This is a genomic window from Pseudomonas sp. JC1203 (assembly GCF_056175065.1).
Map to the genome: position 1 here is coordinate 335,610 of NZ_JBWCAM010000002.1, position 13,923 is coordinate 349,532.

12 protein-coding genes are annotated in these 13,923 nt (G+C 64.7%); 6 read left to right on the top strand and 6 right to left on the bottom strand.

The features are described from left to right. The first annotated feature begins 8 nt into the window (after positions 1–8). The 4 genes from AC0SZ7_RS04690 to AC0SZ7_RS04705 all read left to right on the top strand — a co-directional run bounded on the left by AC0SZ7_RS04690 (position 9) and on the right by AC0SZ7_RS04705 (position 3,850). Positions 9–1,040 carry a PstS family phosphate ABC transporter substrate-binding protein gene (locus tag AC0SZ7_RS04690; RefSeq protein ID WP_475503261.1) on the top strand — a complete coding sequence of 344 codons (1,032 nt, stop codon included), beginning with the start codon at positions 9–11 and terminating at the stop codon, positions 1,038–1,040. After that, on the top strand, positions 1,037–2,035 hold the full coding sequence (locus AC0SZ7_RS04695) for a PstS family phosphate ABC transporter substrate-binding protein (protein ID WP_475503262.1): 999 nt from the start codon (positions 1,037–1,039) through the stop codon (positions 2,033–2,035). Before AC0SZ7_RS04690 ends, AC0SZ7_RS04695 begins: the two co-directional genes overlap by 4 nt. Before the next feature lie 73 nt (positions 2,036–2,108). Then, positions 2,109–3,104 (top strand): nucleoside hydrolase, encoded by a 996-nt coding sequence (locus AC0SZ7_RS04700; protein WP_475503263.1) that lies wholly within the window; start codon positions 2,109–2,111, stop codon positions 3,102–3,104. A gap of 176 nt (positions 3,105–3,280) precedes the next feature. Continuing rightward, complete coding sequence (locus tag AC0SZ7_RS04705) at positions 3,281–3,850, top strand: hypothetical protein (protein ID WP_475503264.1); 570 nt, start codon at positions 3,281–3,283, stop codon at positions 3,848–3,850. Between the two features lie 21 nt (positions 3,851–3,871). Here AC0SZ7_RS04705 and AC0SZ7_RS04710 read toward each other — a convergent pair whose 3' ends face one another. After that, on the bottom strand, positions 3,872–4,603 hold the full coding sequence (locus tag AC0SZ7_RS04710; protein WP_475503265.1) for a hypothetical protein: 732 nt from the start codon (positions 4,601–4,603) through the stop codon (positions 3,872–3,874). 213 nt (positions 4,604–4,816) lie between these two features. Here AC0SZ7_RS04710 and AC0SZ7_RS04715 point away from each other — a divergent pair, with 213 nt between their 5' ends. After that, positions 4,817–5,098, top strand: a complete 282-nt coding sequence (locus AC0SZ7_RS04715; RefSeq protein WP_475503391.1) for a YkgJ family cysteine cluster protein — start codon at positions 4,817–4,819, stop codon at positions 5,096–5,098. 14 nt (positions 5,099–5,112) lie between these two features. Here the strand turns inward: AC0SZ7_RS04715 and AC0SZ7_RS04720 are convergent, their stop codons facing one another. From AC0SZ7_RS04720 to AC0SZ7_RS04735, 4 genes are all read right to left on the bottom strand, one after another. Beyond that, the gene (locus AC0SZ7_RS04720) at positions 5,113–5,859 is read right to left on the bottom strand and encodes a hypothetical protein (RefSeq protein WP_475503266.1); all 747 of its coding nucleotides are present in this window, start codon (positions 5,857–5,859) and stop codon (positions 5,113–5,115) included. 552 nt (positions 5,860–6,411) lie between these two features. Next, positions 6,412–7,215: a class I SAM-dependent methyltransferase gene (locus tag AC0SZ7_RS04725; RefSeq protein WP_475503267.1), complete on the bottom strand. Its 804-nt coding sequence runs from the start codon at positions 7,213–7,215 to the stop codon at positions 6,412–6,414. Positions 7,216–7,471: 256 nt separating this feature from the next. After that, positions 7,472–8,653: a pyridoxal phosphate-dependent aminotransferase gene (locus AC0SZ7_RS04730; protein WP_475503268.1), complete on the bottom strand. Its 1,182-nt coding sequence runs from the start codon at positions 8,651–8,653 to the stop codon at positions 7,472–7,474. Between the two features lie 69 nt (positions 8,654–8,722). Next, positions 8,723–10,348 carry a methyl-accepting chemotaxis protein gene (locus tag AC0SZ7_RS04735; protein WP_475503269.1) on the bottom strand — a complete coding sequence of 542 codons (1,626 nt, stop codon included), beginning with the start codon at positions 10,346–10,348 and terminating at the stop codon, positions 8,723–8,725. A gap of 390 nt (positions 10,349–10,738) precedes the next feature. Here AC0SZ7_RS04735 and AC0SZ7_RS04740 point away from each other — a divergent pair, with 390 nt between their 5' ends. Beyond that, positions 10,739–10,999 carry a DUF1652 domain-containing protein gene (locus AC0SZ7_RS04740; protein WP_455921109.1) on the top strand — a complete coding sequence of 87 codons (261 nt, stop codon included), beginning with the start codon at positions 10,739–10,741 and terminating at the stop codon, positions 10,997–10,999. Between the two features lie 215 nt (positions 11,000–11,214). Here AC0SZ7_RS04740 and AC0SZ7_RS04745 read toward each other — a convergent pair whose 3' ends face one another. Further along, a complete protein-coding gene (locus AC0SZ7_RS04745) occupies positions 11,215–13,677 on the bottom strand; it encodes a UvrD-helicase domain-containing protein (RefSeq protein WP_475503270.1) in 2,463 nt (820 codons plus the stop codon). Positions 13,678–13,923 lie beyond the last annotated feature (246 nt).

Genomic DNA, 13,923 nt, shown 5'->3' on the forward strand with positions numbered 1-13,923 from the left:
GACTGACCATGAACCTGATCACCCGCGCGCTGGCCCTCGCCAGCGCCGCGTGGCTGGCGCTGCCCGCCCACGCCGCCGTCGACCCGCAACTGCCGCCCTATACCGCCCAGCCGGTGCAACCGCCCGCCCACGCCTCTTACCTGGCCGCCGACGGTGCCATCCGCATCGGCGGCGCCGAGCACGTGCGCTATATCGTCGAACGCTTCAACGCAGCCCTGGTGCAGCAGCACCCCGGCTGGCGCTTCCAGGACGAGTCCAAGGGCACCACCAGCGCCGTGCCGCTGCTGACCCATGGCGTCACCCTGTTCGGCGCCATGGGCCGGGAAATCAACCCGCTGGAGATCAAGGCGTACCGCAAGATCGTCGGCACCGCGCCGCTGGAGATCCGTATCGCCCTGGCTGCCAACGACACCGCGCAGCACCTGGCCACCTCGCTGGCGGTGTACGTCAACCGCGCCAACCCCCTGGCCCAGGTCAGCGCCGGTGACGTCGACCGCGCCCTGAGCATCGGCAACCCTGCGGGCGACCTGTCCACGTGGGGGCAACTGGGGCTCAAGGGCGAGTGGCGCGAACGGCGCATCCACCCCTACGGCACCCCGGAGTTCACCGGTTTCGGCACCTACATGCAGAGCAACCACCTGCAGGGCCGCGCGCTTGCGCCCAGCTATGAAGCCTACGGCAACACCGAAGCCATCCTCGCCCGCCTGGCCGCTGACCCGGCCGGCCTGGCAGTGGCTGCCATTGGCCTGGACAACGCGCAAATCAAGGCGCTGCCGATTCGCGACGCCGCAGGCCAGTTGACCACCGGCACCGAGGCCCAGGTGCGCGACGGCCGCTACCCGTACGGCCGCTTCCTGTACCTGTACCTGCGCCGCGAGCCCGGCAAGGCGTTGGACCCGGTGGTGCGCGAGTACCTGCGCTTCGTGCTATCGCGCCAGGGCCAGCAGATCATCGCCGACCAGCCCAAGGGCTACTTCCCCTTGAGCGCCGCCCAAGCCCAGGCCGAACTGGCCAAACTCGACGAGGTTGCCCCGCTATGATCGCCCTACTGAAACGCGCGGCCTGCCTGGGCCTGGGCCTGCACCTGGGCTGGGCCCAGGCCGACACCCTGCAACCGCCCGCCAGCGCCAGCTACCTGACCACCGACGGCGCCATCGCCATTATCGGTAACGACGGCATGCAGCCGCTGATCGAGCAGTTGAACGCGCTGTTCATTCGCCAGCACCCCGGCTTTCGTTTCGCCGTCACCGCCAAGGGCTCCTCGGTGGGCCTGCCCGCGCTGACGGCTGGCGCCACCGCCATTGCGCCGCTGTCCCGCGAGCCGTGGCTGGGCGACCTGCACGGCTATGAACAGGTGTTTGGCCAGGCGCCGTTGGACATTCGCATCGGCTATTCGGGCCATGGCCCGCGCACCAACGGCAAGACTCCGCCGGCGGTGTACGTGCACCCCGACAACCCGCTCAAGCAGCTGACCCTGCAGCAACTGGCGCAGCTGGCCACCGCCGGCCAGCCCGGTGGCGACATCAACACCTGGGGGCAGCTGGGCCTGACCGGCGATTGGGCGCTGCGGCGCATCCACGTGTACGGGCTGCGTGACGACGGCGGCTTCGCCACCAACCAGCGCATGGACCGCTTCGGCGGGCGGCCTTTCAGCCCCCATTACGAGGCGCTGGACAGCGTCGCTGCGGTGCTCAGGGCAGTGGCCACGGACAGCCACGGTATCGGCCTGACCGGTTGGGCCAACGGCGCCAAACTCGCCCCCGGCCTGCGCATCATGCCGCTGGCGGCCAAGGCCGGCGAAGCAGCCCATGGCCCGGCGCTGGCGGACGTGGCGGCAGGGGCGTACCCGCTGTCATCCTACCTGCACCTGTTCGTCGGCAACGCCCCGGCGCCGTTCATCAAGGCCTACCTGCAAATGGCCCTGAGTGACGAAGGCCAGGCCCTGGTGCGCGCGCAAACGGCCAGCGCCGAAGGCTACGTGCCGCTGAGCGCCGCGGACCTTGCGCATGAACGCGCGAAGCTGCGGGCGCTGTAACCGCAGCCTCCGCCGTGGGGGTGGTATGGGTATACACTGGAAAACCTGCCCCCCACCATCAAGGAAGAACAGCATGAAAAAAGTCATCATCGATTCGGACATGGGCTGGGACGACGTGCTGTCGATCGCCTACCTGATGAAAGACCCCGGCATCGAGATCATCGGCCTCACGGTCACCGGCTGCGGCGAAACCGACCTGGGCTGGGGCACTATCATTGCCCAGCACCTGCTGGGTATCGGCAACCACAGCCACGTGCCGGTGGCCCGGGGCACCGACGTGCCGCTGGCACTGAACAACGTGTTCCCGCAGCTGTTCAAGAACGACATGAACGACATCATGGGGCTGCTGGGCACCCTGAACCCCAAGGAGCTGCCGACCCTTTCGCCCAAGCCGGCCTGGGAGTTCCTGCATGACACGCTGAAGACCGCCACGGGCAAGGTCACCATCCTGTCCCTGGGCGGTTTCACCAATTTCGCCAAGCTGCTGGAGCTCAAGCCCGCCGCCAGCGACCTGGCAAAAATAGAACGCATCTACGCCATGGCCGGCGCCGTGTACGTGGACGGCAACGTCGCCGCCTTGAATGGCGCCCTGCCCAGCTGGGACCAGGGCAGCCGCTACAGCAGCAACACCTACGCAGAGTGGAACGTGTTCGTCGACCCGTTGGCCACCGAGCGTATTCTCAAGTCCGACCTGCCGCTGACCCTGGTGCCGCTGGATGCCTGCAACCAGGTGATCCTCGACGCCAGCTATGAAGCGAAAATCACCGCCACCGACCCGGTCGCCAACCTGGTGCGCGGGGTGTTCGACAAGAAGACCCACGAAAACGCCGAGGGCAACCTGCCGGTGCCGATCTTCGACCCGCTGGCCACTCTGCTGATGACCGGTGGCGTGCCGGCCAACAAGGTCGACAGCCAGTTCCTGGCGGTGGAACTGGGCGAGCACGAACATGACAACCACTGCGGGCAGCTGCGGGTTGAAACCACTGGCTCGCGCAAGGTCGACATCGTGCTGGGCGTGTCGCAAACGCAGTTCGCGCGGCAGTTCGCGCAAGTCATCAATGGCGCTTGAGGTGGCTGGGGTGCTGCCGATGGGGTCAATCTCATCGGCTTGGGCACTTTGTCGAGCCGCCATTCGCCTCCATTGGGGCGCGCAACTGGCATTTCTATCAGGTTACGGCCAATCGGTTTTGGCTGAAGATGGCCCTCTCGGGCATTCAAGCCCAAACCATATGGGACGACCAGCTAATGACCGTAAATCTCGCATCACCTTTCGTGGCCTATGTAAACCAAACGTTCAACGAATCTTCGCTCGGTACATTCGCCGACTGTCAGGTGCTGGCGGGCGGCCTGGCCTTCGGCGATACGGTCGAGGTCCTCAACGGGGCCCAGCCAACTCATGCGCAGTGTACCGGCATCAGCGTCTTGCAAGTGCCTAGGCTATGGCCAGTACCTAAATGCGAGCGTTCTCAAAGCGTCTTACTTGGGTTCAAGGATCTGCCGCGGCAAGACATCGAAAACGCATTCTATATTACGTCGCCCGGCGCCGAGGTGTTGCGAACCACCTTCCAGGGATCGGTTTCCAACACCTCTGCGCTGCCCCTGACGAACGGCTTTACCCCGCAATGCACTTTGCACGGCAATTCCGTAACGGCTCGACTTGTGTTTCCTGCAGGAACGGGGCCGATCTTGCCTGGCGAAACCTTGCCTGGCGTTACGCTGCAGCTGACACGTCCCGCCTATGTCGAGCTCGACGAGACAATTCATCTGACTAACGCCGGCCGGGTCGTAGGGACCGTCACCGTCACAGAGTTGTAGAATCTCCATCCGCCCGGTGGGCTACTGCACCGGCAGGAAATTCAGGAACAACAGGCTCTGCGCGTAATTAAGACCTATCCGTCTATATCGCTCATCCAGCATCTGCGTCACCAGGTCCAGGCGGGCAACGATCTTGCCGAACTCGGTGGCGAAGCTCAGGTTGCTGCCCTCCTCGGATATCGCATTGGAGAACAGCAAAGGCTCACCCTGGGCGTCCTGGCGCTGGCTGAGCAGCCAGGTGGCCTTTTCGATGTTGCGCGCGGCGTTGTTGATGAACGTCGGGTTGAGGCTGTCGGTCATGTAGAACGTCAGGCGGTTGCCGTGGGCGGTCACCAGCATGCTGCCGATGGCGTAGATGAAGGCACCCACGCGGTCGCCCAGGAACTCCGGGCTCATGGCGTAGCTCAACGCGGCCAGGTCCTTGCGGCCACCCAGTTGCGGCAACGGCTGCTGGTGCTCGATGGCCTGGCGCACCTGCTGTTCGGCGGTGGCGGCATCGAGGAAGCCGGAACGCTTCCACTGCGCCGGGTTGCGCAGGTACAGCTTGCTCATCAGCAGGTACAGGCTCTGCAGGTTGTCGTGCATGGCCAGGGTGGCCATGCGGTCGACGCTGGTCTGGAAAAATTCGTCGGGCTTGCCGTTGCCGATCTGGGTGGCAATGTCCTGGCCGGTCTGGCGGCTGCAGCCTTGCACGGCAAGCAGGCAGGCCAGCAGCGCCAGCAGGCGCGGCAACGCGGGAAACGTCGAAATCATTGGGCTGGCTGGGGTGTCCTGGCAACGGCAGTGGCAGGTATAGAGGGCAAAATCGGCAAAAAGTGCGATCCCCCGGCAAAACCCGACAAGAGGCCGACAACGGCCAGCAATTGGTCGGGATTCACAGCACGGTCATCCACGGCGCTTTGTGAATGGCCCGCGACCCGGTACCCTCTGCGTTCACACCCCCCAGGATGATGCCCCTTGATACCGCTGCAGACGCTGCCGGCCCTCGACCCAACTGCCACGTGCGACACCTGCGCCGCCAAGTGCTGCCGCCTGGAAGTGATGCTGATCACCGACACCGGCGTGCCCGAGCGCTTCATCGAGACCGATGACTGGGGCTCGCAGACCATGGCGCGCCTGGACGACGGCTGGTGCGCGGCCCTGGACCGGCGCACCATGAGCTGCAGCATCTACCGGGTACGCCCGCTGATCTGCCGGGAATTCGAAATGGGCGGCAGTGACTGCCTGGAAGAACGCCAGGTACCCTGACCGCCCCTACCGCCTCATACCATCGCCCGCGGCCGTGGCCGCACATGGCCCAGGGACGAACGAATGCGCCCTACCAACGAACTGGCGCCGTGCAGGTTGTCGTAATGGAACACTGCCGTGGCGCGGATGCCGTTGGGGTCTGCCGGCAAATTGGTGTGAAGTGAACGATAGCCCCAGAACAGGTACATGTTGCCCGGTTCCATGGTGACCTGGGTAAAGCGCTTGCTGCCCTTCTGGTAAGACTTGATCAGATGGCGCTGGCTCCAGCGGTTGTCGATTTTCAACTTGTCCAGCAGGTTCATGGCATAGGTGTCGCGCAATGGCCGCTTGCTGGGCAGCATCAGCAGGTCGCCCTTGGCGCCTTCGGGCAGGCACACCGGCATGATGGTGGTGAGCACGAACGAGTCGTAGTGGAAAATCATCGATTCGCGCCGGCCGCTGTCGCCCACCAGGCAGCGCAGCACCTGGTGCAGCCCATCGTCATTGGCTGCGCGGCCGGTGGCCTCGGTGACCACGCGCTTGCACAGGTCGAGCATCACCGGTGAACGCCCCCAGTCATACAGCGTCGAGCCTGCCACTGCCTGGTGCCCTGTCAGCGCCACGTAACTGTTGCCCGCAGCCTCGACCGAACGCTTTACCAGCGCCTGGATTTCCGCGAGTTCCTCTGGGCTTGCCCAGTTGGGCAGCACCGCATAACCTTGTTGATCAATCGTTTGCGTTAGCGTCTTGATCTGTTCATCACTGAAATGTGTGTATTGCATGTCCATCTCCCCAACTCTGTTTTGACCCAAGTTGTCAGAAGCCGCCAGTCGCCCACCCAGTCGCGCGCCGTCCCGGGGGCAGCGCGGCAAGGCAGATTCATCCAGCGGGCATGTGCAGGACAGTGCATCGAAGTGGGTGCTCCCACCTACGGCTGAGGCAGTGTCGGTCGATCCCTGAGCTCAAGCCTCTATGGCAGGTGAGGCGTATTGGCAGACAAGTGAAACCCGGCTCGTTGTGCTGTAACGGCTGCTCTGATGGCATGGCACGAGTGGGCTCATCCCTGACCTGGCTGTTGCATCGACCGCGCCCAGGTAGCGCTGAAGTACCACGCGGTGAACAGGCACGCCAGGGAGCTCCCGCCCGGCTTGCCGGCTAACCGCCGCTTCACAGTGTTCATCACATGGGCCTCGAACATGCTGGCGCACATTTCGGGGCTGAGATGACATTAGCAGCCATTATCATTTGAACCAAACGCTGCTGAAGAAATTGTCATGCCAGTCGTCGACTTGGGGTGGCTGATGGGCAAAAACCAGCTAGCTGCCAAATAACCGTCAGCCCACTGCTACGCAGGTGAAACACATCGGCAGCTGCGCGGTGCGATGCTCGTACGGAGCATAGGCTTCCTCGCGGTTGGAATGGGCGTACTCCTGGAAATGCCGGATCTGCAGCCCAGCGCCGATCAACGCCGTGAAGAGGTCGCCCAGCGTGTGGATGTGCCAATAGGACGGGGCCGCTGCAGCCGGGGCATCGCCTTCATAGACGATGGCCTCCTCCAGCACCACGGGCGCTTCGCGGAAATACGAGTCGCTGGGGGTGAAAGGATCGGCGCCGGCCGGGTCGAACATCTCCAGGAATGGGTGGGTTTCGTAGATCACCAGTTGCCCGCCTGGTTTCAGGGTGCTGGCGACGTAGGCCATGAACGTTGGCAGGTCCGGCATCCAGTTGAGCACGCCGATGGTGATCAGCGCGACGTCGAAAGCCCCTTGCAAGCTGGCCGGCAGGTGGTGGATGTCGGCTTCGACAAACTCCGCAGCATGCGGCGAACATTCGGCCAGCTCGTGCGCCTGTTGCAGGAATGCGACCGATTGGTCTACACCCACGGCCCGCCGTGCGCCCATGGCCAGCAGCGACAGGGTCTCGCGGCCATTGTTGCAACCCAGTTGGATCACGTCCCTGCCCTGCACGCCCACCTCAAGCAGGCGCTGGGTGAGCGTGGCGTCCAGGCAGGAAAAGTCGGGGTGTTTGAAACTGGCCAGCAGGCGCTGCCAACCGGGGCCCTGGCGATGCAGGTCGGCGGAGGCGTCCCAGGCGTGTTTGTTGCTGGTGATCATGTGTTCAGGGGTTGGGGTCGTCATGACAGCGGTTCCTTGTGGGGTGGCGAGGGGGCCGGACGCAGCCTGCGGCAGCTGCTACAGAGACTGCCCCTGCTGGCTTTTGTGGGAGCTGGCTTTCCAGCGAGCGTTTGGGGGCCGAAAGCACCCGGGCAAGCCACCAACCACAAGGCCCCGGGGGGGTTTGGGGGGGGGGGGGGTCCCCCGCCTCATGGGGGCCCCCCCCCCCGCGCGGCCACCCCAGCTCCCACAAGGCAGTTGCTGATACGGGGCCGTTTGGTCAACGCGCTTCCAGCACCTGCACCGCGCAACGCGCGATGCGGCGGCAGGCTTCTTCCAGGCGGGCGCTGTCCTGCACCAGGCCCAGGCGTACATGGCCGGCGGCGCTGGGGCCGAAGGCCTCGCCGGCCAGCACCGAGACGAAGTGATCGTCGAGCAGGCGATCGGCGAAGGCCTGGGCACTGAGGCCGGTTTCGCGGATGTCGACCATCACGAACATGCCGCCGTCAGGCTTTACCGCCCGCACTCCGGGGCAGCCTTCCAGTGCCGCGCACACGCGGTCGCGGCGCTCGCGGTAGGTAGCCTTCATGGCGGCCAGTTCCGGCAGCGGTGCCTCGATGGCCACCTGGGCGGCGTGCTGGACGAAATCCGGCAGGCCGTACAGCATGCACAGCGCCAGGTGGCTGAGGTGGCTGGCCAGTTCCGGCGGCGCCACCACCCAGCCCACCCGCCAACCGCTCATGGCGTGGGATTTCGACAGGCTGTTGATGGTGGCGGTACGCTCGGCCATGCCTGGCAGGCTGGCCGGGCTTATGTGCACGCCGTCGTACAGCAGCTCGCTGTACACCTCGTCGCTGATCAGCCACAGGTCGTGCTCGATGCACAGCTGCGCCACCGCCTGCCAGGTGGCACGCGGCAGGCTGGCGCCCGTGGGGTTGTGCGGGCTGTTGAGCAGCACCGCGCGGGTGCGCGGGCCGATGCGCGCGGCCAGGTCTGCCGCCTGCAGGGCGAAGCCGTGTTCGGGGCGCAGCGGCACCGGTATGACCCGGGCGCCACAGGCACCGAACACGGCTTCATAGGTGACGTACATGGGTTCGGCCACCAGCACCTCGTCACCGGCCTCCAGCAGGCACTGGGCCACGCTGAACACCGCGCACTGGGCGCCGGGCAGCACCACCACCTCGTCGGCGTCGACGATGCGGCCGCTGCACTGGCCATGGTGGCGGGCAATGGCCTGGCGCAGCGCCAGGTTGCCGCGCACTTCGGAATAGTGGGTGTGGCCGGCGCGCAGGCTGGCGACCGCCGCCTCCACCACCGGCGCCGGCGTGTCGAAATCCGGGTCGCCTACCGACAGCAGGATCACGTCCTGCCCCTGTTCCAGCAGGTGCAGGGCGCGGTAGTGGATGTTCCAGGCGGCGGCGCCGTCACCGGCAATACGTTGGGTCAGGGCGGAATAACGCATGCACATTTCCTTTATGCAGGCTTGCGGCCCCTGACCCTACCACCACCGCTGGCGCAGTGAAATCCCGCGTTAGATGACGAAGCGCGCAACCATGCCGCTCAGGCCCACGGCAAGGCGCGACAGTTCATGGCTGGCAGCGCTGGTCTGGTGCGCGCCGGCGGCGGACTGGTTGGCCAGGTCGCGGATATTCACCAGGTTGCGGTCCACTTCACGGGCCACCTGGGCCTGTTCTTCCGAGGCGCTGGCGATCACCAGGTTGCGCTCGTTGATCAGCGAGATCGATTCGGTGATCTGCTGCAACGCGCTGCCCGCCTGGCGGGCCATGTCCAGGGTCGACTGGCTGCGCTGGCTGCTCTGCTGCATGGACTGCACGGCCTCGCCAGTGCCGGTCTGGATGCCGCTGACCATCTGTTCGATCTCGCGGGTGGACTGCTGGGTGCGATGGGCCAGTGCCCGCACTTCATCGGCCACCACGGCAAAACCGCGCCCCGCTTCACCGGCACGCGCAGCCTCGATGGCGGCGTTCAGGGCCAGCAGGTTGGTCTGCTCGGCAATGGCGCGGATCACGTCCAGCACCTGGCCGATGTCACGGCCCTGCGCCGCCAGGCCTTCGATGAGTACCGAGGTCTGCTGCACGTCCTGGGTCATGTGCTGGATGGCGCCGACGGTCTCGCCCACGCGGTCGCGGCCTTGCAGCGCCACCTGGTTCGATTCCTGCGAGGCCTGGGAGGTGGACACGGCGTTGCGCGCCACCTCTTCCACCGCCGCGGTCATTTCGTTGACTGCGGTGGCCGCCTGCTCGATCTCCTGGTTCTGCGCCAGCAGCCCCTTGGAGGCTTCCTCGGTCACTGCGCTCAGCTCTTCGGCGGCCGACGCCAGTTGCGTGGCTGAGCCGGCGATCTGCTCGATGGTCTGGCGCAGGTTGCCCTGCATCTGGCTCAACGCCTTGAGCAACTGCGCCGGCTCGTCGCTGCCTTCGATATGGATAGGTTGGGTGAGGTTGCCGTCGGCGATGGTCTGCGCCGCCTTCACCGCGACGTTCAGCGGGTTGACGATACTGCGGGTCAGCAGCCAGGCCAGCAGCACCGTCATCAGGCAAGCGATGACCGAAACGATGATCACCCAGGTGTTGGCCAGGCTGTACTGCGCAGCCGCTTCTTCACCGGCGGCCTTGGCGCCCGCCTGGTTGATGGCCACCAGGCGGTTGAGCTGGTCGCCCATCTTGTCGGAACCGTCCTTGATGCCGGTATTGAGCAGGGTGCGCATGTCTTCCAGTTTATTCTGGTGCGACAGGTCCTGCAGGCGGGTTTGCAATTGCAGGTAAGTGTTCAAGGAGTTCTCGAACTCCCGATACAATGCCTGTTCTTCCGGCCCAGCCGGCAGCACCGCGTAGTTGTGCTGGGCTTCTTTGAGTTTATTCACCAATACGCCAATACGGGTGTCGGTGTCAGCAATCATTTCCGGCTCGCGGTTGACCAACAAGCGGAATGACGTGACGCGCAAACGTACAACACCCTCGACCATGTTGCCCAAGTAACTAACGCTGGGCAGTTGCACCGTCTGCATGTCGATGGAAGCCTGGCGAATGATGCCCATGCGGTTCGAGGCGAAAATGCCCAAGGCCACCACCAGCACGGCGATAAAGGCAAAACCGAGGAAGGCGCGGGGTGCGATATTCAAGTTTCGTAGGGACATGGGAATAGCTCTCGAGAAGAAAGTGGCACGGCATCCCTGCGATCTAATGACGCAAAAAGGCACGCGCGCCGGTAAAGTCGCGTGGCTTGCCAGAGCTATCGGCAGAACTTTAGAAAAATGAGGCGCTTATTGGAAATAAATCGAACTTTCATTAACTGAACGCAGGTGAAACGTTTGCGCTCAAGTACGTGGCACATTAATACCACTGCCACCGGTCGGCGATTTTATGACCTGCATCAAAAAACGCGACTTGCGGATGATATTTAATTAAAAAACTCCCCTGTAGTGGCCCCGGCAATGCTACTTTTACAGCTCGAAAGGGTCGGGGACAGCACGCCGCTCGAAGAATTCCGGCGCACCGGCCAGGCTGCACGATGCAGAGGTGGCACTATGAACAAGATGACCTTTCCCAACGCCTGCCAGGTCATGCGTTGGCACTTCCACCCCATGGGGTTCGAAGGCAGCATGGACGCGCCCAGCAGCATGGTGGCGCGGCTGTTCGACCGGGCCAGTGGCGAAACCTTGATCGCCATTGCCGGTATTCCCTGCGCTACGGTGATGAACGCCGCCGATGTAGAGCGCATCATCGAGGCAGTGGAAGCGGAACTGGAGGCGTTCGTGCCGCCGCATTCGTTGTCGGCGTTTGGCTGAAGGTCCCCTGCCCCACAAAAAAACCGATGCAATGGCATCGGTTTTTTTATGCCCGCTCCTGTAGCAGCGGCCGCCAGGCCGCGTCCTGAAGCAACGCAGGACCGCCGCGGGACGCAGCCTTCGGCAGCTGCTACATCCTGTGGGAGCTGGCTTGCCAGCGAGCTGTTGGGCCATAAAAGCTCGCTGGCAAGTCAGCTCCCACAAGAGAGTTGCTGCTACGTGGGAGTGCGCAGGTCTTCGAAGAACGGTTTGTCGCCGGCCACATTGTCGGAAGCCCGAGGCAGCGCCGCGCTGTCCTTGGCGGCCGGCTCCACATACCAATAACAGTGGCTCACCGCCCGCGTCACAGCCACGTAGGCCAGGCGCAGGGTTTCGTCCTGTTGGGCCTTGTCATAGGCCTCCACGTCGCCCGCCTTGCCCAGCCCGGCCGCGCGGTACACCTGGTTCTTGTAGGGCGAGCGGGTGACGTGCTGGCAATCCCCCAGCAGAAACACCGCATCGGCCTGCAGGCCCTTGGCGCTGTGGTAGGTCAGCTGCTTGATCTGCCGCTCGCCCACAGGCCTTGCCTGATCGCGTTGCAGCAGCGGCAGCAGGTGCTCGGCCGCGGCCGCGCGGTCGCTGCCCTTGCGGAACAGCAGCAGAATCGAGTCGCCACGCTGGTAGTGCTCGGCCACGGTCAGGGCCATGGTTTCGTCGTCGCGGTCCAGCACCCGCACCGGCGTCAAAGTCTCGGGCTGCTGGCCGGCGGCGCGGGCCTTCTTGCCGGCGATGGCCGGGGCGTTGCGCACCAGGTGCTCGGCGGCGTCGATGATGTGCTGGTGGCTGCGGAAGTTGTCGGCGAGCATCACGCGCGTGGTGGCCGGTGACGGGAACTGCTTGGCAAACTCCATGAAGTACTTGGGCGAGCTGCCGCGCCAACCGTAGATCGACTGCCAGTCATCGCCCACGCACAGCAGCGACGAATGCTGGGCGACGCGGCCCACCGACAGTTGCGGCCCGCGGCTGCGGATCTCCCGCAAGGTGGCGCGCAGCCATGAGACGATCTGCGGCGACACGTCCTGGAATTCGTCGATCATCAGGTGCGACAGTGGCCGCAGCATTTCGTCGCCCAGCTGCCGCAGGTTCTCCGGGTTGTTCTCGCCGAACAGGGCGAACATGCGGTTGTAGGTCATCACCGGCGGTGACTGCTTGAGCAGGTGCGCCTCGAACGCCTTCCAGTACAGGCTCAGGGCCTCGAAGAACAGCCGGTCGGTGTCATCGCTGGGGAAGCTCATCTGGTTGACCGCGGCCGTCACGTCCAGCCCCAGGTTCTCGATGAAGCCGGCGGCGCCAACGAAGCAGTCCAGCAGCGGCGCGGCCACCAGTTCGCCCTTTACTTTATAGTCGAAGCCAGGCCCCGCCACCGCGTCGGCGGCCAGCGAGCCCAGCAGGCGGCGCGCCTGGGCGTAGTTTTCCAGCCAGATCACCGGTTTCGGGCAGAACGCCTGGAACAGCGTGCGCTTGATCACCCACTCCGCCCACACCGGCAGCTTGGCGCCGGGGCGCTTCATTTGCTGGTCCTGGGACGGGTCGAAGCCCAGCACCACCCAGGCGTCCATCTCGGGAATATAGCCGTGGAAGTGGAAGCGGCTGCCGTTGATGTCCACGGTCTCGCGGCTGGGCTCGATGCCCTTGATTGGCCAGGCGCCGGCGTTGAACCACAGGTCTTCGACCAGGTCGCAGAGTTCTTCGTCGCGGCGCGACGACAGCTCGGTCACCGCCACGCGTTTCTGCACGTCGGGGTGGTCGCGGTCCAGTTCCTTGAGCTGCAGGGCCTGGCGGCGCAGCTGGCCGATCAGCTCGGCGAAGCGCTCGTTGCCCTGCATCAGGTCGCGGTAGGCCAGGTTCATCTGCTGGCGCTGGGCGTCGTTGAGGCGCAGGTCGAAGGGGTTGCTGTCGGCGTCTTCCTCGGCACCCGGCAGCGGCGCCTGGTTGCTGAGGTTCTCGAACGCACGCAGCTGGCCGAAGCCCGGCAGGCTGCGCACCAGCGGCAGGATGCGCGAGTGGAAGGTGCGCACCACCTCGCGCACCTGCTTGCCCGTGAGCTGATAGCCCCACAGGCCAAACACCTGCAGCACTTTATTGATGAAGTCCTTGCGCGACTCGCGGGTGAAGGTCACCACGGTCAGGGCATCCAGCTCCATGCCCAGGTAGTGGTGCAGCACCAGCATGCGCAGCACAAGCGAGGTCGACTTGCCGGCCCCGGCACCGGCGATCACGCAGGTGGACGGGGTGTCGCTGAAGATCAGCTTCCATTGCGCAGCGCTGGGCTGCGCGGCAGCGGGCAGGCGCTCGGCAACGTCGGCCTTGATGCGCTTCTTCAGCTCTGTGGTCAGGCCCAGCTTCCAGGCATCGAACAGGTAGTCATCCACCCCCGGCACGCCATGCTCGTCCGGGCGCGTGTCGCGAATCACCAGCACTTGCTGGCCTTCCTCGAAGCCCTCTACCCGCCCGCGCTCGTAGCCTTCGCGCAGGCCTTCGCCGTGGCCGCTGCGCTGGCCGGCCACATGGCCGTGGAACCAGGAGTCGCGGTGCTGCGCGCTGAGGCGGCTGAGGCCGCGACCCAGCAGGCGCGCCACCAGGCGCTTGAGCAGGGGCAGTTGGGCGGGAGGGACAAGTTCTGCGGGGAGTTCGGACACGCGGGCACCAGCATGGATTCTGTAGCCTCAGACACTGCCAGCCAAACCTTGATGAATCAAGCGTTTACCACACAAACCTACAAACGGCCGCAGGCCGCGTTCCAGACGCCGGAGACGTATAGCGGCTGGACGCAGCCGTCGGCAGCTGCTACGGGGATGCATCTATTAAATCGATTGGTTTGGCGAATTTTTTACGCTTTTTTTCGATCTATGAAAGAGGGACACTAGCTCCGTGATTCAAATCTT